Origin of the sequence: Dietzia sp. KRD202 (genome assembly GCF_017168155.1) — a bacterium.
Taxonomy (GTDB): domain Bacteria; phylum Actinomycetota; class Actinomycetes; order Mycobacteriales; family Mycobacteriaceae; genus Dietzia; species Dietzia kunjamensis.
In genome coordinates this window covers 42,845-65,528 of record NZ_JABFAN010000020.1, presented here as the reverse complement: position 1 = coordinate 65,528, position 22,684 = coordinate 42,845, and the positions used below count along the sequence as shown (strand labels likewise).

The 22,684-nt window shown below is 69.9% G+C and carries 22 protein-coding genes and 2 pseudogenes; 13 read left to right on the top strand and 11 right to left on the bottom strand.

The annotated features are described in order from the left end of the window. Positions 1-25 precede the first annotated feature (25 nt). Entirely contained in the window at positions 26-931 is a 906-nt protein-coding gene (locus J1M64_RS18115; protein ID WP_307872480.1) for a type II secretion system F family protein, read from the top strand. A gap of 1 nt (position 932) precedes the next feature. Further along, on the top strand, positions 933-1,589 hold the full coding sequence (locus J1M64_RS18110) for an A24 family peptidase (RefSeq protein ID WP_206475091.1): 657 nt from the start codon (positions 933-935) through the stop codon (positions 1,587-1,589). On the opposite strand, the gene J1M64_RS18105 is transcribed toward J1M64_RS18110, so the two are convergent. From J1M64_RS18105 to J1M64_RS18090, 4 genes and pseudogenes are all read right to left on the bottom strand, one after another. Then, on the bottom strand, positions 1,550-2,479 hold the full coding sequence (locus tag J1M64_RS18105; RefSeq protein WP_307872479.1) for a TspO/MBR family protein: 930 nt from the start codon (positions 2,477-2,479) through the stop codon (positions 1,550-1,552). The two genes, J1M64_RS18110 and J1M64_RS18105, sit on opposite strands and share 40 nt — an antisense overlap. Before the next feature lie 184 nt (positions 2,480-2,663). Beyond that, positions 2,664-5,096: pseudogene (locus J1M64_RS18100) on the bottom strand (heavy metal translocating P-type ATPase). Between the two features lie 7 nt (positions 5,097-5,103). Continuing rightward, positions 5,104-5,319, bottom strand: coding sequence for a heavy-metal-associated domain-containing protein (locus tag J1M64_RS18095; protein ID WP_007633030.1), 216 nt, complete (start codon positions 5,317-5,319; stop codon positions 5,104-5,106). Between the two features lie 68 nt (positions 5,320-5,387). Beyond that, positions 5,388-5,678, bottom strand: a complete 291-nt coding sequence (locus tag J1M64_RS18090; RefSeq protein ID WP_067718792.1) for a metal-sensitive transcriptional regulator — start codon at positions 5,676-5,678, stop codon at positions 5,388-5,390. Positions 5,679-5,837: 159 nt separating this feature from the next. Between J1M64_RS18090 and J1M64_RS18085 the strand changes: the two genes are divergently transcribed. Genes J1M64_RS18085 through J1M64_RS18065 form a run of 5 tightly spaced genes read left to right on the top strand, consistent with a single transcriptional unit; the run spans position 5,838 to position 11,025 of the window. After that, a complete protein-coding gene (locus J1M64_RS18085) occupies positions 5,838-6,290 on the top strand; it encodes a DUF4383 domain-containing protein (RefSeq protein WP_163376127.1) in 453 nt (150 codons plus the stop codon). A 7-nt stretch (positions 6,291-6,297) separates the two neighbouring features. Then, positions 6,298-8,709, top strand: coding sequence for a molybdopterin oxidoreductase family protein (locus tag J1M64_RS18080; RefSeq protein WP_241261749.1), 2,412 nt, complete (start codon positions 6,298-6,300; stop codon positions 8,707-8,709). Then, a complete protein-coding gene (locus J1M64_RS18075; protein ID WP_206475090.1) occupies positions 8,706-9,188 on the top strand; it encodes a hypothetical protein in 483 nt (160 codons plus the stop codon). Before J1M64_RS18080 ends, J1M64_RS18075 begins: the two co-directional genes overlap by 4 nt. An 18-nt stretch (positions 9,189-9,206) precedes the next feature. Further along, entirely contained in the window at positions 9,207-9,635 is a 429-nt protein-coding gene (locus tag J1M64_RS18070; RefSeq protein ID WP_096906548.1) for a ChaB family protein, read from the top strand. A 55-nt stretch (positions 9,636-9,690) separates the two neighbouring features. After that, complete coding sequence (locus J1M64_RS18065) at positions 9,691-11,025, top strand: APC family permease (protein ID WP_206475089.1); 1,335 nt, start codon at positions 9,691-9,693, stop codon at positions 11,023-11,025. 12 nt (positions 11,026-11,037) lie between these two features. On the opposite strand, the gene J1M64_RS18060 is transcribed toward J1M64_RS18065, so the two are convergent. Both J1M64_RS18060 and J1M64_RS18055 read right to left on the bottom strand, forming a co-directional pair. After that, positions 11,038-11,592, bottom strand: a complete 555-nt coding sequence (locus J1M64_RS18060) for a hypothetical protein (RefSeq protein ID WP_241261748.1) — start codon at positions 11,590-11,592, stop codon at positions 11,038-11,040. An 88-nt stretch (positions 11,593-11,680) separates the two neighbouring features. Next, positions 11,681-13,051, bottom strand: a complete 1,371-nt coding sequence (locus tag J1M64_RS18055) for a cytochrome P450 (protein WP_374220875.1) — start codon at positions 13,049-13,051, stop codon at positions 11,681-11,683. A 122-nt stretch (positions 13,052-13,173) separates the two neighbouring features. Here J1M64_RS18055 and J1M64_RS18050 point away from each other — a divergent pair, with 122 nt between their 5' ends. Next, positions 13,174-13,791, top strand: a complete 618-nt coding sequence (locus tag J1M64_RS18050) for a TetR/AcrR family transcriptional regulator (RefSeq protein ID WP_206475087.1) — start codon at positions 13,174-13,176, stop codon at positions 13,789-13,791. A gap of 36 nt (positions 13,792-13,827) precedes the next feature. Here J1M64_RS18050 and J1M64_RS18045 read toward each other — a convergent pair whose 3' ends face one another. Then, positions 13,828-15,096 (bottom strand): FAD-binding oxidoreductase, encoded by a 1,269-nt coding sequence (locus tag J1M64_RS18045; protein WP_206475086.1) that lies wholly within the window; start codon positions 15,094-15,096, stop codon positions 13,828-13,830. Between the two features lie 129 nt (positions 15,097-15,225). Between J1M64_RS18045 and J1M64_RS18040 the strand changes: the two genes are divergently transcribed. From J1M64_RS18040 to J1M64_RS18025, 4 genes are all read left to right on the top strand, one after another. Continuing rightward, on the top strand, positions 15,226-15,837 hold the full coding sequence (locus J1M64_RS18040) for a TetR/AcrR family transcriptional regulator C-terminal ligand-binding domain-containing protein (protein ID WP_307872478.1): 612 nt from the start codon (positions 15,226-15,228) through the stop codon (positions 15,835-15,837). A 128-nt stretch (positions 15,838-15,965) separates the two neighbouring features. Beyond that, on the top strand, positions 15,966-17,291 hold the full coding sequence (locus J1M64_RS18035; RefSeq protein ID WP_206475085.1) for a lipase family protein: 1,326 nt from the start codon (positions 15,966-15,968) through the stop codon (positions 17,289-17,291). Between the two features lie 166 nt (positions 17,292-17,457). Further along, the gene (locus tag J1M64_RS20045; protein WP_240341348.1) at positions 17,458-17,937 is read left to right on the top strand and encodes a MarR family winged helix-turn-helix transcriptional regulator; all 480 of its coding nucleotides are present in this window, start codon (positions 17,458-17,460) and stop codon (positions 17,935-17,937) included. Continuing rightward, positions 17,934-19,337, top strand: a complete 1,404-nt coding sequence (locus J1M64_RS18025; RefSeq protein ID WP_206475083.1) for an MFS transporter — start codon at positions 17,934-17,936, stop codon at positions 19,335-19,337. The genes J1M64_RS20045 and J1M64_RS18025 overlap by 4 nt, the downstream gene beginning before the upstream one ends. A gap of 75 nt (positions 19,338-19,412) precedes the next feature. On the opposite strand, the gene J1M64_RS18020 is transcribed toward J1M64_RS18025, so the two are convergent. Both J1M64_RS18020 and J1M64_RS18015 read right to left on the bottom strand, forming a co-directional pair. Beyond that, complete coding sequence (locus J1M64_RS18020; RefSeq protein ID WP_007633060.1) at positions 19,413-19,778, bottom strand: DUF1330 domain-containing protein; 366 nt, start codon at positions 19,776-19,778, stop codon at positions 19,413-19,415. Positions 19,779-19,827: 49 nt separating this feature from the next. Beyond that, positions 19,828-20,565: a hypothetical protein gene (locus J1M64_RS18015; RefSeq protein ID WP_206475082.1), complete on the bottom strand. Its 738-nt coding sequence runs from the start codon at positions 20,563-20,565 to the stop codon at positions 19,828-19,830. Positions 20,566-20,648: 83 nt separating this feature from the next. Here J1M64_RS18015 and J1M64_RS18010 point away from each other — a divergent pair, with 83 nt between their 5' ends. After that, entirely contained in the window at positions 20,649-21,368 is a 720-nt protein-coding gene (locus J1M64_RS18010; RefSeq protein ID WP_206475081.1) for a haloacid dehalogenase type II, read from the top strand. A gap of 156 nt (positions 21,369-21,524) precedes the next feature. Here J1M64_RS18010 and J1M64_RS18005 read toward each other — a convergent pair. Together J1M64_RS18005 and J1M64_RS18000 are read right to left on the bottom strand one after the other, a co-directional pair. Further along, a pseudogene (locus J1M64_RS18005) lies at positions 21,525-21,653 on the bottom strand (hypothetical protein); the annotation flags it as partial. Between the two features lie 189 nt (positions 21,654-21,842). Beyond that, entirely contained in the window at positions 21,843-22,667 is an 825-nt protein-coding gene (locus J1M64_RS18000; RefSeq protein ID WP_206475080.1) for an SDR family oxidoreductase, read from the bottom strand. Between the last annotated feature and the right edge of the window lie 17 nt (positions 22,668-22,684).

Genomic DNA, 22,684 nt, shown 5'->3' with positions numbered 1-22,684 from the left:
TCTCGCCCCTCGAAAGGAGCACCGCGTGAGTTCACTGCCCGCCGCGGTGGCCGTGTTCGTCCTGACCGCCTCGATGTTCATGCTGGCCTTCACAGTGTTCGCCGGCCGCGACACCGTCCGCGCGCGCACCGTCGCCAACCTCCGCCGGGGGATCGAGGAGGGATACGCCGCGCCCGTCGACCTGACCGGGGTCGACGACGACGACTCCCGCAGTCGCTTGTACGAGTTCGCCCGCCGAGTCACACCGACGGGCACCATCCGGAGGCTCGAGAAGCTGACCCTGCGCGCGGGTCGGCCCAAGGGGTGGTCGATCCAGCGGCTCGTGGTGGCCAAGATCGTCCTGCCGCTCGTGGTGATCCTGCTGGGCCTGCTGCTGCTGCGGGCCAAGCCGGAACCGCTGCTTCTTCTCCTCACGCTGGGCACGGCGGCAGTCTGCTACTTCCTGCCCGAACTGCTGCTCTCCAGCCGCAGCCAGGAGCGCAATGACGAGATCCAGCTCGAACTGGCAGACACCCTCGACCAGATGACCATCGCGGTGGAGGCAGGCCTCGGCTTCGACGCCGCCATGGCCCGCGCCGGCCGCAACGGCACCGGCCCGCTCGCCCAAGAACTCGTGCGGACACTGCAGGAGATCCAGGTGGGCCAGCTGCGGCGCAACGCCTACGAGAATCTCGCTCTGCGGACTGACGTGCCAGACCTGCGGCGGTTCGTCCGCGCGATCATCCAGGCCGACGCCTACGGCATCTCCGTAGCGGACGTCCTGCGGACCCAGGCCAGCGAGATGCGGCTCAAGCGCCGCCAGCGCGCGGAGGAGAAAGCCCAGCAGGTGCCCGTCAAGGTGATCTTCCCGCTTCTCACGTGCATCCTGCCCGTACTGTTCATCGTGCTGCTCGGCCCGACCGTGATCAACATGATGGAGGCGTTCTCCTGACATGCTCTTCGTGATCGCCGTGGCCTCGGCCGTCGTATCCGGTGGGGTTGCGGCGGTGCTCGGACGGTGGATGCGCTCCCTCGCCGAGTCCGATTCCCGGTGGTTGCGCAGTGGCCTGCACGTCGTGCTGGCGGCGGCCGGCGGGTTCGGAGCCGCGTACCTGGCCCTGGGCTGGGCCGACCTGGTGACGTTCGCCGCCCTGGCCGTGGGGTGCTCGCTGCTGATCGCGATCGACCTGGCAGTCTTCCGCTTGCCCGACAAGGTCGTCCTGCCGCTGTACCCGGTAGTGTTCGGCGGGCTTGCGGTGACGGCGGCAATGTTTGATGTCTGGGGTTCGCTCGGCCGGGCCGCCGCCGCCGCGGCCGCGCTGCTCGCGTTCTACTTCGTGCTCGCGCTCATCAACCCGTCCGGCCTGGGCCTGGGAGACGTCAAGCTCTCCGGCGTGCTCGGGGCGTTCCTCGGCTGGCTCGGCTGGCCCGCGGTGCTCGCCGGAACCCTGGCGGCGTTCGTCATCAACGCCGTTGTCGCGCTCATACTGCTGGCCGCGGGTCGGGTGGGGGCCAAGAGCGGCATCGCGTTCGGCCCGGCCATGGTGATCGGCGCAGTCGTGGGCGCCGCCTACTGGGCCGTGCGTTCGGGGGCCCTGCCCGCCGGCTGACGCTTCTTGACCGTGAGCCGCCGGGCGAGCGCTACGACGACCACCAGGACCGACGCGATCGCCGCCGTCCACACCAGGGCCGCCGATTCGTACTCGCCCGAGGTGCGGCCGTATGCCACCCACGCCAGACCCCAAGCCGTCGCCAGCGCCGGCGGGATGCGCCCGCCACTGATGAGCGCGGTCGCCACGCCGTCAGCCGCGGCCATGACGATGCCGACGAGCCCGAACGGCACCTCGGTCACCACGTCGACCCCCGCGCTCGCGAGCCACGCGTAGGCATTGGCGAAGAACGCCACCGACACCCAGCCGAGGTACAGGCCGAACGTGCCGTCCGTGACCACGGTCTCGACCACCCCTCCGATGCGCGGCGCGCCGAGAATGAACATGATGCGGATCAGCACCGCCAGCAGCAGCACGATCACGATCACCGAGCCGAGGATCAACTCCAACTGCACGGCCCAGACCCACGCGGCGTTGAGCAGCACCGAGGCCAGGGCCCACGGTCGCAGCGCCGCCTGCCGGGCGGAGCGCCGCGCCACCGGGGTCAGCTGCCAGATCGCGTACGCGGCGAGCCCGAGGTAGATCACGCTCCAGATGCTGAACGCCGACCCGGCGGGAGCCACCGGGGTCGCGTCGGCGGACAGGACGCCACCGGCGGCTTCGGCGATCGGGGTCCCGCCCAGCGCTCCGCTGCCGATGAACGCGGCCACGATCGCGGCGGCGGCCCCCAGCAGGGTGATGATGGGCAGCGCCCAGCCGGTGGGGGCGCCCAGCTCACCGGGTCCGCCGGCGTCGGCGGGCCCGCCCGGCACACCGGCGGGCCCGGGGCCTGTCGCTCGGCCACGGCTAGCGGGGTTACCGCTCGCCCGGCTGTCGCTCGCGGGAGTCATGTGAGAGCTCATAACTCCACCGAACCACGCGACACCCGACGGTGCAGCCGGTCGCCGACGCACCCCGGCCGCCCCGAGCCGCGAAATCGGCTACTCCGAATCGGGATCGGCGAGCCCAGTTGGACTAGCGGATGCCGATTCGGAGTAGCGGATCTGGAGGGGAGGGGCGGCCGGGCGGGTTCGGTCAGACGGTCGCGCGGAACCTCCGCAGCCGCAGGCTGTTGGCCACCACGAACACCGAGGAGAACGCCATCGCGGCGCCCGCGATCATCGGGTTGAGCAGCCCCGCCGCGGCCAGCGGGAGCGCCGCGACGTTGTAGGCGAACGCCCAGAACAGGTTGCCCCGGATGGTGCCGAGCGTGCTCCGCGAGAGCCGGATCGCGTCGGCCGCCGAGCGTAGATCGCCGCGGACCAGCGTGAGGTCGGAGGCCTCGATCGCAGCGTCGGTACCGGTACCGATCGCGAGGCCCAGGTCGGCGGTGGCCAGGGCAGCCGCGTCATTGACGCCGTCGCCGACCATCGCCACCACGCGCCCCTCGGCCTGCAGCCGGCGGACCACATCGACCTTGTCGGCCGGCATGACCTCGGAGATCACCGTCTGGGGGCCCGGGTCGATGCCGACCTCGCCGGCCACCGACGCGGCCACCGCCGCGTTGTCCCCGGTGAGCAGGATCGGGGTGAGACCCAGCTCGCGGAACTTCTCGATGGCCTCGGCGGAGGAGTCCTTGATCTGGTCGGCCACCACGAGGACCCCGCGGGCCTTCCCGCCCCAGCCCACCGCGACCGCGGTCTGGTCAGCCCGGGCGCCGTCGGCCATCGCACTGTCCAGCTCCTGCGACAGCGGCATGTTCCGCTCAGCCAGTAGGGCGGGACGGCCCACGACGACCACCTCGTCGTCGTCGGCCCCGGAGGAACCATCGACAGCGGGTTCCGCGGCCGCGCGCCCGGGACCAGCGCCAACGCGCCCCGACACCCCCAGACCCTCGTGGTTGGCGAAGTCCGCTACGGCCGGCAGGTTGCCGACCTCCTCGCGGGCGCCGGCGGCGATGGCGCGGGCGACGGGATGCTCGGAGGCGTCCTCCACGGCCCCGGCGCGGCGCAGAACTTCGGCCCGGTCCTCGCCGACCGCAACAGTCGTAGAGACCAGTGCGTGCTGACCGGTGGTGACGGTGCCGGTCTTGTCCAGGACGATCGTGTCGACCTTACGGGTGGACTCCAAGACCTCGGGGCCCTTGATGAGGATGCCCAGCTGCGCGCCACGGCCGGTGCCGACCATCAGGGCCATCGGCGTGGCCAGGCCGAGCGCACACGGGCAGGCGATGACGAGCACCGCCACGGCCGCGGTGAACGCCAGGGCGGCGCCGCCTCCGGTGAGCATCCAGAAGGCGAACGTCGCCACGGCCAGCACCAGCACGACGGGGACGAAGATCCCGGAGATGCGGTCGGCGAGGCGCTGCGCGGCGGCCTTGCCGGACTGGGCGTCCTCCACCATCTGCGCCATCTGGGCGAACTGGGTGTCGGAACCGACGCGGGTGGCGCGCACGGTCAGGCGGCCGCTGGCATTGACGGTGCCGCCCACCACGGCGTCGCCGGGACCGACCTCGGCGGGCACGGACTCGCCGGTGACCATCGACGTGTCGACCGCCGAGGCGCCGTCGACGATCTCGCCATCGGTGGCGATCTTCTCGCCGGGGCGGACGACGAACTCGTCGTCGACCTGCAGATCCTCCACCGGGATGCGGGTCTCCACACGCCCGCCATCAACACCCCCGCGAAGCACGGCGACGTCCTTGGCGCCCAGCTCGAGCAGTGATCGCAATGCGGCGCCCGCCGTGCGCTTGGACCGCGCCTCGAAGTAGCGGCCCAGCAGGATGAACGTGGTCACCCCGGCCGCGGCCTCGAGGTAGATGTCGCCGGCGCCGTCACTGGGCGAGAGGCTGAACTCGAACCCGTGGGTCATCCCGGGCATGCCCGCGTGGCCGAAGAACAGCGCGTACAGCGACCAGAGGAACGCCGCGGACGTACCGAGCGAGACGAGCGTGTCCATGGTGAACGCACCGTGGCGCAGGTTGATCGCGGCGGCGCGGTGGAACGGCCACGCGCCCCACACGATGACCGGGGCGGCCAGCGTCAGCGACAGCCACTGCCAGTTGGTGAATTGCAGCGCTGGGACCATGGCCATCGCGATCACGGGGATCGACAGGACGGCGGAGATGATGACACGCTGGCGCAGCTCGTCGACCCGGTCGGGCGCGGCGGTGTCCTCGGTGGCGTTGCCGGCGTGGCCGGTCGACTGCCCGGCGTCGGCCGCGGCACCGGACGCGTCGCCCCCGCCGGGCGCGGACGTGCGGGGCTGAGTGTTCCGGGGCCGCGGCAATTGTGCGTGGTAACCGGCCTGCTCGACGGTGTCGAGCAGCAGCTACGGCTGCAGGCCCTCGGGGATACGGACGCGGGCCTTCTCTGTGGCGTAGTTGACCTCGGCGGTGACGTCGTCGAGCTTATTGAGCTTGCGCTCGATCCGGTTGGCGCACGAGGCGCAGGTCATGCCCTCGATCTGCAGCTCGACCAAGGTGGTCCCGGCGGAGGGCGCCGTGTCCCGGCTGTCGGTGGTGGTCATGGTGTGCTCACTCCTGCGCTGTGACTGTGTACCCGGCCTCGTCCACGGCGGCGCGGACCGCCGCGGGATCGACCGGGTCGGAGGAGACGACGACGAGGCGACCCGACTCCAGATCGACCTCGACCTCGGTGACTCCCGAGATCTCCGAGACCTCCTCCGTCACGGAGGCGACGCAGTGGCCGCAGGTCATGCCGGAGACGGTGTAGGTGGCAGTGGCGGACATGGTGTTCTCCTCGTTCGGGTGGTGGGTGTGCGGTGACTGTCGGGGCCCGCGATCAGTCGGCGCGGTGATCAGGACCTGACCAGGCGGGCGATGGCGGCGTTGGCCTCGGCGAGCTTGGCCTCGGCTTCCTCTGGGCTGCCGTTCTCGATGGCGCCGGCGACGCAGTGCCCGAGGTGCTCGGAGAGCAGGCTCAGCGAGACGGACTGCAGGGCCCGGGTCATGGCGGAGACCTGCGTGAGGATGTCAATGCAGTACTTGTCCTCCTCGACCATCCGTTGCAGCCCGCGGGCCTGACCCTCGATGCGGCGCAGCCGCTTGAGGTGGTCCTCCTTGTGCGGGGTGTATCCATGCTCGGCCATGGCACATACGGTACCCCCCTAGGGTAAATGCCGCAACGGTGGATCGCGTTCTCCGACGAGCGCTCCGACCCCCGGCACCGGTTTTCAATCCGGCCCCTGCTGTTTAAGGTCGGGACAGCGTCACTTCCGATGTCGATCAGTCGAGAAAGGAATGGACTCATGACGGACACGACCCAGACCGCTCGCCCGGCCCGGCACCGCTCCCCCGTCCAGTACGTAGCCCTCGCCTTCGGCGTGGTGTTCCTGCTCGTGGGGATCGCCGGCTTCATCCCCGGGATCACCGCCGCGTACGACACCATGCAGTTCGCCGGCCACGAATCCGAGGCCATGCTGCTGGGCCTGTTCCAGGTGTCGATCCTCCACAACATCGTCCACCTGCTCTACGGCGTCGTCGGGATCCTGATGTCCCGGACCGCCCCACAGGCTCGTATCTACCTACTGGCCGGCGGCATCGTCTACCTGGCCCTGTGGGTCTATGGCCTGGTGATCGGCCACGATTCGGCGGCCAACTTCGTGCCGCTCAACACGGCCGACAACTGGCTGCACCTGATCCTGGGCCTCGCCATGGTCGCCCTGTCCTTCCTCCACCGCGGGCAGCCGCGCCGAGCCTAGGAGCACCATGACACCCGGCAGCGACTCGACGCCCGATCGGGTCACTCACCCGTGGGGCGAACGCACGCCGTACGGCCCCGGCGAGCAGTGGCCCGTCCGAGTGGACACCCACCTGGCCGACGGAATGGCCGAGGCGGATGTCGACCGGTGGGTGCAGACGGCCTCGATCCTGCACTCCAACGGCGACGGGCTGGACATCGCCGTCGTCGAAGGCCGCATCTGCGGGGTGCGTGGACGTGCAGAGGACCGGGTCAATCGGGGCCGGCTGGGGGTCAAGGACCTCTACGGCTGGCAGGCGAACTCCTCACCGGACCGGCTGACCCGCCCGCTGGTACGCGAGAACGGCGTATTGGTGGAGACCGACTGGGACACGGCGATGGACCGGGTCGTCGGCCGGACCACCGAGTTGCTGGACGAGCAGGGCCCCAGCGCGATCGGTTTCTACACCACCGGGCAACTCTTCGCCGAGGAGTACTACACCCTCGGTGTGATCGCCCACGGTGGCATCGGCACCAACCACGTCGACGGCAACACCCGGCTGTGCACCGCGACGGCCGCCGCGGCGCTCAAGGCGTCCTTCGGATGTGACGGTCAGCCCGGCTCGTACGCCGACATCGACCACGCCGACGTCATCTGCCTCTACGGACACAACATGGCCGAGACGCAGAGCGTGACCTGGATGCGGATCCTGGATCGCCTGGCCGGGGACGACCCGCCCGCGATCCTGTGCGTGGACCCACGCCCCACCCCGGTCGCCGAACACGCCACTATCCATCTGACACCGAGGCCGGGCACCAACCTGGCGCTGATGAACAGCCTGATCCACGAACTGCTCGACGCCGGCCACATCGACCGCGACTACATCGACCAGCACACGGTCGGGTACTCGTCACTGGCCGAGCAGGTCGCCGACTACCCGCCGAAGCGGGTGGCCGAGATCTGTGACGTTCCGGCCGAGCAGATCCGCCGGGCCGCCCGGCTCATCGGGGGCGCCGAGCGGCTGATGTCCACGGTGCTGCAGGGCTTCTACCAGTCCAACCAGGCCACCGCGGCCGCTGTGCAGGTCAACAACATCCACCTGCTGCGCGGGATGCTCGGCCGGCCCGGGTGCGGCGTGCTGCAGATGAACGGCCAGCCCACCGCCCAGAACACCCGTGAGTGTGGCGCCGACGGCGACCTGGCGGCCTTCCGGAACTGGTCCAACACCTCGCACGTGCAGGACCTGGCCCGGGTGTGGAACGTCGACCCGATGGACATCCCGCATTACTCGGCACCCACCCACGCCATGCAGATGATGCGGTATGTGGAGGACGGTTCGATCCGGCTGTTGTGGGTCAGCGGCACCAACCCGGCCGTCTCCCTGCCGGAACTCACACGCATCCGCTCGATCCTGTCCCAGGAGCGACTGACACTGGTGGTGCAGGACATCTTCCTCACCGAGACCGCCAGGCTCGCCGACGTCGTCCTGCCGGCCGCCACATGGGGCGAGAAGACCGGCACGTTCACCAACACCGACCGGACCGTGCACCTGTCGGAGAAGGCCGTCGATCCGCCCGGCCAGGCCAGGGCCGACCTGGACATCTTCATCGACTTCGCCCACCGCCTGGGGCTCAAGGACAAGGACGGCGAGCCGCTGATCAAGTGGCACGACCCCGAATCGGCGTTCGAGGCGTGGAAGGACTGCACCGCCGGCCGGCCGTGCGACTACACCGGGCTGACCTACGACAGACTGCGCGGCGGCTCCGGTATCCAATGGCCGTGCAACGACGACAACCCCGACGGCACCGAGCGGCTCTATTCGGACGGGAAGTTCTGGGCGGACCCGGATTACTGCGAGAACTACGGTCGCGACCTGGTCACCGGCGCCCCCAAGGACGCCACCGAGTACACGGCGATGAATCCGGAGGGCAAGGCGATGCTCAAGGGCGCGGAATACCTCCCCGCGCACGAACCGCCCGACGAGCACTATCCCCTGCAGCTGATCACGGGCCGGACCATCTACCACTTCCACACCCGCACCAAGACCGGCAGAGCCCCCGAGTTGCAGGCAGCCGCTCCGCAGGTGTGGGTGGAGATCTGCGCCGCCGACGCCGCGGCCGCCGGCATCACCGAGGGAGACCTCACGGAGATCGCCACCCCCCGCGGACGGGTGCGGGCGGCCGCCCGGATCACCGGGATCCGACCGGGAGTGATCTTCCTGCCGTTCCATTACGGCTACTGGGACACCGGCGACAGTGCCGGACCAGAGGGCGACGCCGTGGGGACCGCGGCCAACGAGCTCACCCCCACCGACTGGGACCCCGCCTCTAAACAGCCGATCTTCAAGACCGCCGCCGCACGCATCGCCCGGGTCGCCGACCGCGATGAGTCCACCCGACGAGCCGGAGCGGCGACGACGGCCACGGGAGGGCTGACATGAAACTCGGACCCGTTCTCCGCGAACTTCACCGCTCCGAGGTCGAGCTCGCCCACAAACTGCTGCAGGTCTCCGAGCGCCACAAGGTCGATCACGAGATCTACCACGTCGCACGGGACCTGGTGGGCTGGTCCCGCAGCCACCTCGCCGAGATCGCCCGGATTGGCGCCGACTACGGCCAGGACCTCGACCCCGCCCCCCGACTCGAACTCGGACTGGCCGAACGGGCGCGGGAGAAGGGCAGCGAACTACTCGGCAGACACCACACCCCGGAGCTGCTCCTGCTCGAGGACCTACGGACCGTCTACATGGAGGCCTCCGGGGTCGCCATGGACTGGCTCCTCATCGCCCAGGCCGCGCAGGGCCTACGGCACCGCGACCTTCTCGAAGTCGCGGAGAAATGCCAACCCCAGACCACGCGCCAGGCCACATGGGCCCAGGCCAAGCTCAAAGAGACCGCCACCCAGATCCTGGTGAGCTGACAAACGAGAGGAATCGCCATGCCGAAGACAGACAGCGACGGGAACGCGAAGGACAGCGAGCTGCCCTCGACGCTGCAGCGAAGCGACCAGAAGGCCAAGGACACCTTCGCCAAGGCCTATGACTCGGCGGAGGAGGAGTACAGCGACGAGTCCCGTGTCGCGCGGACCGCCTGGAGCGCCGTCAAGCACACGCACGAGAAGGTGGGCGACCACTGGGAGCCCAAGGACGGCAAGGGACCCTCGGATTCACGCTCGGAGAGCGGCGGCCCGAACCCCTCCGGAGAGTCGAAGGGCGGGGTGGACGCCAACGCCAGCAAGGACCACCTCTACGAGCAGGCGCAGCGGCTCGACATCGAGGGCCGCTCCGACATGACGAAGGACGAGCTCGTGGAGGCGCTGCGCAAGGCCAACGACCGGAAGACGAGGGAGAGCCGAGACGACTCGTGAGCCCGGCAGGACGAGTCCCGCCCCGCCCCTGCCCCACCGAGGATGTGACCACAGAATGAACCACACCAGTGACCGGAAATCACTCTCACTCACCGGTTCAGTGGCGCTGGGCACGGGGGTCATGATCGGCGCCGGCATCTTCGCGCTGGTCGGCCAGGTCGGCGAGCTGGCCGGCGGGTGGATGCCGTGGGCGTTTCTCGCCGGCGCGGTGGTCGTGCTGTTCAGCACGTACTCGTACATCCGGTACTCGGCGACCAACCCGTCGTCCGGCGGAATCGCCATGCTGCTCAAGGCCGCGTACGGCCCCGGCGTGGTCGCCGGCTCGTTCTCCCTGTTCATGTACGTGTCGATGATCCTCGCCGAGTCCCTCCTCGGCAGGACCTTCGGCACCTACCTCCTGCGCGCCTTCGACGTCAGCGACCCGGGCATATGGGTGCCGGTCCTCGCCGTTCTCGCCATCGCCTCCGCCGCGGCCGTGAACCTGGTGGGCAACCGACTGGTGGAACGCTCGGCCATGATCACCGCCGCGGTCAAGATCGGCGGGATCGCCGCGCTGGCCATCGCCGGGATCCTCGCCACCGGCGTGGGGTCACTGTCCCGGCTGGTCGACGCCGGTGACCGCACCCCGCCGGATCACGGGTGGGCCGGATTCCTGGCCGCCGTGGCGTTGACGATCCTCGCCTACAAGGGCTTCACCACGATCACCAATCACGGCGCCGACCTGCGCAGGCCCGAACGCAACCTCGGCAGGTCCATCCTCATCTCCATCGCGCTGTGCACGGTGCTCTACCTCCTGATCGTCGTCGCCGTCAGCGGGAGCCTCAGCGTGCCGCAGATCGTCGAGGCCCGTGACTACGCGCTCGCGGAAGCGGCCGCGCCGCTGTTCGGCCCGTGGGGAGTGCGCCTCACCGTGATCGTGGCGGTCGTGGCGACCCTGTCGGGACTCATCGCGAGCCTGTTCTCCGTCTCGAAGCTCTACGACATGCTCCGGGACATGGGGCAGGCCCCCGGGCTGCCGGGCCGTGAAGGCCACCAGTCGCTCTACATCACCGCGGGCCTGGCGATCCTCATGGCCGCCTTCTTCGACCTGTCCAGGATCGCAGCCCTCGGCGCGATCCTCTACCTGACGATGGACATCGCCATCCACCTGGGCGTCATCCGCCGACTCCGGGACGAGGTCGACGCCACCGTGTGGATCCCGTGCGTCGCCATCGTGCTCGACCTGGCCGTACTGGTCCCCTTCGCCGCCCTCAAGGCGGGGTCGGATCCGCTGACCATCGCCCTGACGGCGGGTGTCGCCCTCGCGATCTTCGCCGCGCAGTGGGTCACCGTCAGGCGCCGCGGCGACGACGATCGCGAGGGGGACGAGCACGAACACGCCGGGGCGTGAACGGCGCACCCGTCAGTCGCGGTCGCGGTGCCTCGCCTCCGCGCGGTCGGGCAGCAGATACTCGGCCGACACGGCGGCCGCCGCGGAACCCACGATCACCAGCACGAATCCGACGATGGCGACGTAGGGCCCATAGGCGACCGATGCCTCGGCGGACAGCCCCGACAGGATCGGGTCCGCCGTCCCCGTGGAGCCGTACAGCACCCACATGAACGCGAGGTGGGCGATGAGGACCAGCCCCGCCGTCACGGCGTTGAGGATCGCGAAGATGCCGAGCCGGGCCACGAGCGTGACCACGGTGAGGAACGACAGCGCCACGAGGCCGAGGAAGTTGACCGGGGTGATTTCTCTCAGCCCCAGCACCTCGGGCAGCACGAGGCCGGAGAGCGACTGCCCGCCGCCGGTCACCCACGGCAGGTAGAGGCTGAGCAGGGCGATCGCCAGACCGACGAAGGCGACCGGGGCGCCGATGCGGCTCTGGATGATCGGGATCGACTTCTTCCTCCTGGCCGGCGCGCCGTCCGTGGAGGCCACCGGCTCGGGAGCGTGGGTCGCGTGAGCAGCCATGATGATCACCCTTCCGTGTTGTCCCACATGCGGTATGTGAGGTACACCACAGACTATGTTGATATGACACCTTTCGCTACCCCTGCGGCTATGAGTTCTCTGAGTTTCCGGCCCGCCGCACCAGACGGATCGGCTGCCCGTCCTTGGGGAACGGCAGCGACTTCATGTCCATCGGGGCCGTGTAGTCCGGGTCGACGTGCCACTCGAAGGTGCGCAGCAGGTGATGCAGCACGAGTGAGACCTCGGCGCCGGCGAAGTGCATGCCGATGCACTTGTGCACGCCGCCGCCGAACGGCTGCCACGCCTGGCGGTGGGCCTTGTCCTCGCGGCGCTCGTCGGAGAACCGGCCTGGGTCGAAAACCTCCGGATCGGGCCAGTACTGCTCGAGGTGGTGGGTGAAGTAGGGAGCGATCGCCACCATCGTCCCCGCAGGGATGAAGTGCCCCAGCACCTCGGTGTCCTTGACGGCCGTGCGCGCGATCGTCGGCACCGGCGACACCAGGCGCAGCGACTCCTTCATCACCAGGTCCAGCGACCGCAACTGCGAGAGCTGCTCGTAGCTGATCGTGTCGCCCGGAATCGCCAGGGACTCCTCGCGGCACCGCCGCTGCCACTCCGGGTGCTGGCCCAGGTACTGCATCATCGTCGAGATGGTGATCGTGGACGTGTCGTGCGCGGCCATGAGCAGGAAGATCATGTGGTTGATGACGTCGTCGTCGCTGAACCGCTCGCCGTCGACCTCCACCCGGCACAGCACGGAGAACAGGTCGTCGCCGTCGCCCGCCCGCCTGGCCGGCAGGTACTCGCGGAGGAACTCCTCCACCCGGCGTCGACCGACCAGCCCGCGGTGCCAACGCCCGCCCGGGACCGGGTACCGCACGAGCGCGGTCGCCGCCTGGACACAGTCGATGAACGCGGAATTGACCTGATCGAGACGCGCCTGGCTGGCGCCGGGGGCGCCGCCCATGAAGACCTCCACCGCGAGGTTCAGCGTCAACTGCTTGAGCCGGGGATAGACCTCCACGCGGTCCCCCGGCTGCCACTGCTCGACGGCGGAGCGGACCGCCGGGTCGATCGCTGCCGCGTACCTGGCGAGGCGGTCGGAGGTGAACGCCTCCTGCATGAGGCGGCGGTGGGCCATGTGCTCGTCGAAGTCCAAGAGCATCAGCCCACGGTCGAAGAACGGCCCGATGAGGAACTGCCACGCCTCGCCGTTGGCGAACGCCTTGTCCCGGTTCTGCAGGACCACTCCCGAGGCCTCCGGCCCGAGCAGCGCCACGATCCTCGTCCCGAATGCGCGGAACCACGAGACCGGCCCGTACCGGTGGTAGCGCTTCTCCCACAGCCGCATGGGATCCCGCAGATAGTCCAGACCGTGACCGAGAAGCGGTAGACCACCGTCTCCCGGGACCGGAGCCAGCCCACTGTCCGTCGGTGCCTTCGCCAGCGTTCGTGTCACGAGCATCCCCTGACCTCCGGGTGGAGACGCCCGTCCGGGACGGCCCACCACCTGTCTGACAGACGGCCCTGTCAGTTTGGATAGAGTTTGAATCAGACATGGGGCCCTGTCAAGATTGAGGGATGAACGCGACCCCGCGCCGTTACCGAGGCGTCAGCGCGGAGGAGCGGCGCGCAGCCCGTCGGCGCCAACTCCTCGACGCGGCCCTGGAGCTCGTCGGCACCCGCGGTGTCGAGCGAACGACCATGACGGCGATCTGTGCGGAGGCCGGCCTGACGGAGCGCTACTTCTACGAGAGCTTCACCGCCCGTGACCAGCTGCTCCTCGCCCTCGTCGACGAGATCGCCGACCAGGTCCGCACCTCCGTTCTGGCCGCACTCTCCGACACCGAGGGCGACGCCGCGGCCAGAGCCCACGCCGCCCTGGCCGCCTTCGCGGCACTACTCACCGACGACCCCCGCAAGGGACGGGTCGCGATCATCGAGTCGGCCACCGTCCCGACCCTCCGCCAGCGCCGCCACGAGCTGTACCGCGACTTCGCGGCCCTCGTCGTGACCCAGGCCCGGACACTGTTCGGGGACCGCGCCCTGCCCACTCCCCGGGACGAGATCAGCGCCCGCCTCCTCGTGGGCGGCCTGGGCGAGCTCATCACCGCCTGGCTCCAATCCGAGACCAGCGCGAGCATCGACGACATCGTCGACGAGGCGACCCGGTGGTTCACCGTGGGCATGCACGCCTGACCCGCCGGCCGACCACAGTCGACGACTTCCCCGCCGCTACGCCGCCCACCGGGCACGGAACACGTCCCGGGGCAGCGGATCCGTCCACCTCCCCGTGGCGGCGAGATCCGCGGTGAGTCGGCCGATCTCGTCCGCGGCCATGACACCCCGCTCTCCCTCGACCGCCAGAACGGTGCGGTCGTCCACACGGTCGATGTAGGGGTGGTTGGTACTGGTGGCGCACACCAGACACGGGCGCGTGTGCGCCCGCCCCAGGCGGACGCCGGGCAGGAGATCGGTCAACACCGCCAGCGCGTCGTCGACGTCCGCGGAGGCGCCGCCGGTCCGCACCCAGGACGCGATCTCCTCGGCGGAGCCCAGGGGCGTCTCGCGCACACTGCTGCCGGCGACCTTGAGGTACCAGCGACCGTCCGGGTACCGAACCGGCGACATCACCACTCCGCCGAACTGCTGCGCGCCGTCGCGATGCTTGAGATACATCGTCGCGGGCAGGTCGATCCCGCCCGGATCGTCGACCTCCACCAGCACGACGGTCGCCCCGAGGGTGAACAGCTGCAGTGGCCGCGGCAGCAGGCCGGAGGCGTTGACGGCGGCGCCGAGCGCGAGCACGATCGACCGACCTCGCAGTCGCACTCCCCCGGCCGTGACGACCACCTTGTCGTCGTCGTTGTGGTTGTTGTCGTCGTTGTTGTCGTCGTCATCGCCGCTGTCATCGCCACCCCCCGCGCCGCCCTCGAGCGCGACCACCTCGTCCCGGACGAGTACCGCCCCCGCCGCCGACGCGGCGGCCAGTTCGGCACGGACCAGCGCCCGCGGGTTGACGATCATCCCGCCGGGTTGCACCACGCCCACGTGGCCCGGTTCGAACCGCACCGCGGGGTACCGCCGACGTAGGCCCTCCTCGTCGAGGAGGTGCACGTCGACGCCCAGGTCGCGGGCGTTGGCGGCCAGGACGTCGCGGTCGAACCACTCCCCGGCCGCGTCACCGGCGGCGTCGGCGGGGTTGACCGAGAGGCACTCGACGCCGGTCGTGAACTCGACCCCCGTGCGGCGCGTGAGCTCGGGGAACCGGCGGATCGACCGCGTGGTGAGCATCCCGGTGACCACGGGGATCTCGAGGACGTGGCACATCCGACCCTGGTCATAGTGCCCGGCCCACGTACCCTGATGGTCGGCGAAGCCCGCGGGCTCCTCGGGGCCGATCACCAGGACGGAATCCCCCCGCTCGGCCAGGTGCCGGGCGGTCGCGGCGCCGATCGGCCCGACGCCGATGACGATGTGGTCGTAGGTGGGATCGGCGGTCATGGGTCCCCTGGAAGGTCGTTGAGCGGGTGGACAGATGCTGCGAGTGCATCACACTTAAGTCATCACAGTGTGCACTTAGGGCGAGGTAGTCTCAACGAAATCCACCAGACCGGATCCGGGGGCGCGAACGTGGAGCAGGAACCGCCGACCCGGCCGCCCGCGCCGAGACCGGAACGGCGCCGGGTTCGCGAGGGCGGCCGGAGCGACCGCGTCCGTCGCACCGTCGGGGAGGCGGTCCTGTCGCTCCTCGCCGAGGGGCGGTGGCAGTTCTCGATGGTGGAGGTCGCCGAACGGGCGGACGTGAACCGACGGACCCTGTACCGGTGGTGGCCGACCACCACCGACCTCGTGGCCGAGGCCCTCGACCAGCATGTCCTCCGGTTTCCCGTGCCGACGTCCGGGGACTGGGAGGGCGACGTGCGGGACTTCGCCCACGCCCTGGCCGCGTTCGCGGCCGACCCGGTGGAGCTCGCCACAGGCGCGCTCCTCGCCACTCGGTCACATCCCGAGCTCGCCGACGTGGTCACCGCGCGCTACCAACCCGCCCTGGACGCCTGGCGGCAGATGGCGTCGCTGGCGAGCGCGCGCGGTGACCTCAACCCCGACCTCGATCCGGACACCGTCGTGACCACGCTCGTGGCACCGCTACTCCTGACGCCGCTCATGAGCGGCCGCCCGCTGCCCCCGGACGCCGTGGACCGGGTGGTCGACGTGATTCTCGCCGCCACCCGGCCGCGGTGACCAACCGCGCTGACGGGCGACGCACGACCGGAGTGCCCGCCGCACACAGCATTCACTTAGACTCTGCTCAACTTCGTGAGCCAGAACACAATCAGTCCGGGGGGACCGTGCCACTTCGTCGAACCGCGATGCGCGCAGCCGCATTCGCCACCGCCATCGCCACCGCTGTCGCCGGAGGGGCCCTGGTCGCCCCCGCCGCCGGAGCGCAGGGATCGTCCAACGACCCGGCGCCCGCCTTCTACCAGCCGCCGGCAGACCTGCCCGCGACCTCCGGCGAGCTCATCAAGACCGAGCCGTTCCCGCTGGCCGGAGCGATCCCGCCGATCCCCGGCGCCGAACCGATCTCCGACGGCGCCGGTCCGCTGTCCACCGACGCGCAGCGCATCATGTACACCTCCGTCGGGTCGCGCGGCCAGGCGATCGCGGTCACCGGCGCCTACCTGCAGCCGCGCGCACCGTGGACCGGGCCCGGTTCGCGTCCGCTGGCGGTCGTCGCGCCGGGCACCCAGGGCCAGGCCGACCACTGCGCGCCGTCCAAGACGTTCCAGAACCTCGCCACCGTCCGCACCGACCCGCCGGGCGTCGGGTTCGGGTACGAGCTCATCCAGGCCTACGCCCTGCTCGCCCGCGGGTACGCCGTCGCGATGACCGACTACGAGGGCCTCGGCACGCCGGGCCTGCACTCGTACATCAATCGCGAATCCCAGGCCCGTGCCGTCCTCGACCTCGCGCGCGTCGCGGCGTCGGTGCCGGGCGCCGACATCGCCCCGGACGCCCGCACGGTCTTCACCGGCTACTCCCAGGGCGGTGGCGCCGTCGCCGCGGCCGCCGAACTGCACCCGCAGTACGCGCCGGAGGTCAACCTCGTCGGCACCGCCGCGGGCTCTCCGCCGGCCGATCTGCTGGCCACCCTCGAGCAGGTCGACGGGACCGCGATCGCCGGCGTGATCGGCTACTCGCTCAACAGCCTGCTCGACGCCTACCCGGAGATGGGCCCGCTGATCGACCCGTACTTCAACGACCGGGGCCGGGCCATGCTCGCCACCACCGCCGACCAGTGCATCGGCGAGACCGCCGTCCAGTTCTTCCAGCAGCGCACCACCGCCTACACGGTCTCGGGCCGGTCGGCCGGCGACATCGTGCGCTCCGAGCCAGTACTCACGGGATTCCTCGAGCGTCAGCGGATCGGCCGGCTCGCGCCCACCACACCCGTGCGCGTCCTCTCACCCGTGAACGACGACGTCGTCCCCGGCCACCAGTCCCAGCAGCTCGGTCGCGACTGGTGCGCGCAGGGCGTCACCGTGGAGATGGTCATCGACCCGATGCCCCCCGTCGCACCCGGCCTGGTGATCGGTCACGCCGCACCCATGCTCACCGGCTTGGAGGGCACCCTGCGGTATCTCGATGACCGCGTGCGCGGCGTCCCGGCGCCCAGCAACTGCGGGACCTACTGAGGCCGACTGCTCCGGGAGCCCGGCCCGCCGGGCCCGGCGTCGACAAGACGGTTCCGCACACATTCGCCGAGAGGCAGGTGTGCGGAACGCTCTTGTCGATGCGCTCCACCGCCCACCCCCACCCTTGCGCAAGCAGATTGCGCAATCTGGTTGTAGACTCGTCGGAGTGACACCCGCCGACCCGCCCGCTGGACCACCCGCCGACCCGACCGCTACCCCGTCGCCCGACGTCGCCGCCCTGGCCGACGATCTCCGCCACGCGCTGCGCCCCCTGTGGCGACGGTTCAACTCCCACCGGACGTTGTCGATGGGCAAGGTCGGGATCCTGTCCCACCTGGAGCAGCGCGGACCCCTGGCCGCGACCGACCTGGCGGGCCTCGAGCGGATCAGCCACCAGGCCGTCGCCAACGCCGTCCGCGAACTACAGAATCTCGGACTCGTCTCCCGCAGCCCGGACCCCGCCGACGGCCGACGCACCCTCGTCTCCATCACCGCAGGCGGGTGCGAGCAGCTCCGCACCGAGCGCGCCGCGGGCCAGGACTGGCTGGCCCACGCGATCGCCGACCACCTCGATGACGCCGAGCGCGACCGTCTCGCGGCCGCGGTCCCCCTGCTCCGCCGCCTCGACTCCGAGGACGCCCGGTGACCCCTCACCGGCGCCCGGCGCCCCGCTGGTTCGTCCAAGCCCTCGTCTACGCCGCCCTGACCAGCTCGATCGTCAGTTCCCTCGGCATGCTGCTGGTGCCGTCGGTCTCCGCGGAGTTCGGCATCCCCGTGAGCACGGCGCAGTGGATGCTCACGGCCAACCTGCTCGTCGGCGCGGTCGCGACCCCGATCATGGGCCGCCTCGCCGACGGCCCCCATACCCGGAAACTGCTGCTGACCAGCCTCGGTGTGATCTTCCTCGGCTCGATCATCGCCACCGTCGCGCCGAACTTCACCGTCTTCCTCGTCGGCCGCGCGTTGCAGGGACTGCTCTACGGCACGGTGCCCATCACCATCGCCCTGGCGCGCCGACACCTCACCTACACCGCATCGCAGCCCACCATCTCGACCCTCTCGGTCACGGTGTCGGTGGGGATGGGACTGGGGTATCCGCTCACCGGCATCCTCGCGGCGACGTTCGACCTGCGGGCGGCGTTCGCCTTCGCGGCGCTGTTCGTGGCCACCGCGGCGTTCGGCGTCTGGCGCTTCATCCCCGCGGGCCCCGATCCGCTCGCGCCCCGCACGCCGTTCGACATCGGCGGGGCCCTGCTGTTGGGCGGCGGGCTGGCCGCGCTGCTGCTGTGGATCTCCGAGGGGCAGACCTGGGGTTGGGGGTCCGCGACGGCGCTCGTCGTCCTCGTGGTCGCGCTGAACACGCTGCTCTTCTGGATCGTGCACAGCATTCGCACCCTGCATCCCCTGGTCAACCTCCGCGTGGTCCGCCGGCCGGAGGTCCTGCTGGCCAACGCCACCGCGATCGGCCTGGGCACCGCGATGTACATCGGGTTGTCCATCGCGAGCCTCGTGGCGCAGGCACCCGCCGACACCGGCTTCGGCCTGGCGGTGCCGTTGATGTGGGCGGGCTTCATGATGGCGCCGCTGTCGGTGGGCAGCCTCGTGGCCAACCGCACGGTCCGTGCCCTGTCCCGCCGCTACGACATGGCGGTGTTCCTCCCCGTCGGCGCGGCGGTGATGACGGTGGCATCGGTGTTGTTGTGGCTGCGACATGGCGACTTCTGGACGCTGGCGATCGGCATGTTCCTCTTCGGCGCCGGGATCGGCTCGGGCTACGCCGCGATGCCCGCGCTCATCGCCCGCAGCGTGGCGGTGGACCAGCTCGGCAGCGCGGTGAGCTTCAACCAGGTGCTACGCACGGTCGGTGGTGCGGTCGGCGCGGCCCTGTCGGCCGCCGTCCTCGCCGCGCACCCCTCCGACTCCGCGTACTCGACCGACGAGGGCATCACCATGGCGTTCGGGGTGGGTGTGATCTGCTGCGCGACGGTGATGCTCGCGTTGGTGCTCCACGCCATCGCAGGTCGACGACGACGAGCCCAGCAGTAGCCCCGGCGTCCCGCATTCTGCGCGCGATCGCACTCGGGCATGCGCGTCGGATTCGACGTGCCTACGGGGGCGGAGTCAGGCCCAGGGGGTCGTGGCCTGGAGCACCGCTTCCTGCAACGCGCTGGTACGCAGTGCCGTGACGGTCTGGTACTCGGGGTCGGCGACCATCTCGCTGAACGCGGCGCGGCTGGGGTACCGGACCAGCAGAACGGCATCCCAGTCCTGGCCGGTCTCGGCGACCAGGGCTGTGGAACCGTCACCGGCGTAGAGCACCTCGGCGCCATAGCGGGGAAGGAAGGTCTCGTTCAGCGCCGCGGCGTACTTCGCGTAGTCCTCACGCCCGCCATCGGCGAACCGGAGCAGGTTCAGCATCACCACCGGGCCGCCGGGGTCGTCGGCGAGGTAGCGCTTGAGGTCTCTTCCGCGGGGATCGATAGCCATCAGGCGAGTATCTCCGCCAGTTCCGCCGCTGTGGCGCGAACGGCCATCCTCACTTCTTCTGCCGACGGCTTCCGCCGTGCCAGTCCTCCTGCGTGCCGACCGTGTCCGCGTCGACTCCGAACGCGGCGAGCTGCGGCTTCTCGCGCAGGCTGCGCTTGAGCTCGGCGAAACCCGGGAAGCGGGCGAGCCCCACCACGTGGTCCCAGAGCTCGGCCGCCGAGTCCTCGTGTGGCAGCCGGCTGATCACGGGTCCGAAGAAGGCGACGCCGGTCGGCGGTTCGAAATGGATGATGGGCGTGCCCACGTCCTTGCCCGTCAGCGAGAGCGCCTCGTCGGTCTCCCGGCGGATCTCGGCGTCCCACGACTCGTCGTCGACGGCGTCCGCCAGTTCGAGCGGCAGATCAGCGTCGGCGAGGACCAGCCTGGCGAACTCGCTCGTGCCGCGCCGCTCACGCTCGTCGCCTTCGCTGCGGTCGTCGCCGGCGTCCGGAGCGGTGTCGAAGATGCGCGCCCCGAAGGCGGCGTACAGCGGCGCCATCGCCTCCTGGCCGTGCTCGGCTCGCGCTCGAGCCGCCACTCTCAGGAGCCGCAGCCCGGCGGTGTGGCCGGCTTCGTACTCAGGGGGGAAGTGCGCGTCGTAGTCGACACCGGCGTTGACCAGGCGCAACGAGATGAACCGCCAGTCGACCGTGTAGTCGCGCTGCGCCTGCACCTGGCGCACCCACTTGCTGGTCATCCAGGCGAAGGGGCAGACCGGGTCGAAGTAGAAGTTGATGTCGGCGTCCATGCGCCCACCCTAGCCAGGTGTTCCGGCCGCGCAGCCCGCTGGCGCATAGCATGGTGCAATCCCGGTGACCAGGAGGTCTCTACATGACCGTCACACCCGACCATCGCGAACAGAACCGGGGCGACGGGCGTGGGCTCCGCCGCCCGCAGGTGATCGTGTTCGACGTCAACGAGACCCTGTCCGACACCACGGCGATGGCGGCCCGGTTCTCCGACGTCGGGGCACCCGGCTCGATGTATCCCCTGTGGTTCGCCGACCTCCTGCGCGACGGCTTCGCCCTCACCGCCGCAGGTGCCGCTCGCCCGTTCGCTGACATCGGCACCGGGCTCCTGCAGGTCATGCTGTCGGAGGTGGAGCTCGACCGACCTCTCGACGAGGCGATCGAGCACGTCATGAGCGGGTTCGTCGGGCTCGACCCTCATCCCGATGTCGCCGACGGCGTCACGGCGTTGACGGAGCTGGGGATCAGGTTGGTCACGCTCAGCAACGGCTCGACACAGGTCGCCGAGAAGCTGCTCACGTCAGCCGGTGTACGGCACAACTTCGACAAACTGCTGTCAGTCGACTCCGCCGGCGCGTGGAAACCAGCCGCCCCTGCCTACGACTTCGCACTCGAACAGTGTGCCGTTGCCCCCTCGGACGCCATGCTCGTAGCCGTCCATCCCTGGGACATCGACGGCGCCCACCGGATCGGTATGCGAACGGCATGGATCAACCGCACCCACGGCATGTACCCGAAGCATTTCACCAGCCCGGACCTCGAGGTCACGGACATCACGCAGTTGGCCCGCCGCCTCAGGTGAGTACAGCCCCTCGGCGCGGAACCTAGACGACACTTCGGACGAGAGTTCTCATCTCCATGCGTTGCGATAGAGGAGTTAAACAGTCCCCACGCACCTGCTGAAATCCGAAGCCGAAGCGCGACTCGTGTCGGCGCCGACAATCAGACGTTATGTAAATTAATAGTTTGCGTACTGCGTCAGATGAATCACCTTGCGTCCCCAAACTCTCCTCTGATGCAGGGCGTACTTGATGTCCTCGTTCTTCATGTGATGGACGAGGTCGACGAAGATCCGGGCGCCGGAGCGACCGAGCGGGTGCCAAGGTGATCGAGATCGTTGTCATTGATCGCTTCTGCGTCCTGGTCCGGTGACGCAAGGCTGAACTCCGTGTCTTTTTTGGACAGTGACGACTGGTCTCTGGGAACGGACAGGAGCGGCGCAAACTCTTGCCCCGCCCTGGTCTGTTGAATCCAGTGCGGGACGGCAATCGGGGAGTCAGTGGTGGCTCTGTCCGCAGGTGACGTCGAGGCACTGCCCGGTGATGCCGCTGGCGAAGTCGGAGGCGAGGAAGACTGCGGCGTCGGCGATCTCGTCCGGGGTCGGCAGTCGGAGTAGGTCTGTCTGCTGTGCCTTCTCCGCGTACTTCTCCGCGGCGGTCGCTCCCCCGTTCGCCTCGCGCCAGGCGTAGAAGTCGCGCAGCTTGTCGCCCCAGATGTACCCCGGCGCGACAGAGTTGACCCGCACCCCGCGGGGGCCCAACTCGATGGACAGGCTTCGTGCCGCTGCCAGGAGTGCTGCTTTGTCCATGCGGTAGCTGCCGACACCTGGCAGGCGGTTACGAAGGACGAGGGAGTTGATGAGTACGACTGATCCGCGGCGTGCTGTGAGGGTATCGGCCAGTTCCTGAACCAGGCCTACTGATGCCAGGACGTTGAGGGCGGTCTGCTGGCGCATTTCGTCCAGATCGGCTTCGAGGAGCTTGACGTACGGCGGGTGGGCGAAGGCCGCGTTCATCAGAACGTCGACGTGACCGAAGGAGTCCATGGCGGCCCGGGCGAGTTCATGGCGGGCGGAGGCGTTGGTGATGTCCGTCGGCACCGCGAGCGCCTGGCGGCCGAGGTCGCGGATCTCCTGCTCGATGAGGTTGAGCCTGTCGGCGCTGCGGGCTGCGAGGACGATGTCGGCGCCGGCCTGCGCGGACCGGACGGCCAGGGAGCGGCCCAGGTCCGGGCCCACCCCGCACACCAACACGACCTTTCCCTGCAGTAGCGGGGGCGCCGGGGCCCGGTTCTGGGTGGCGGGCGCGACGGGGGTGTTCATTGCGTTCTCCTGTGATG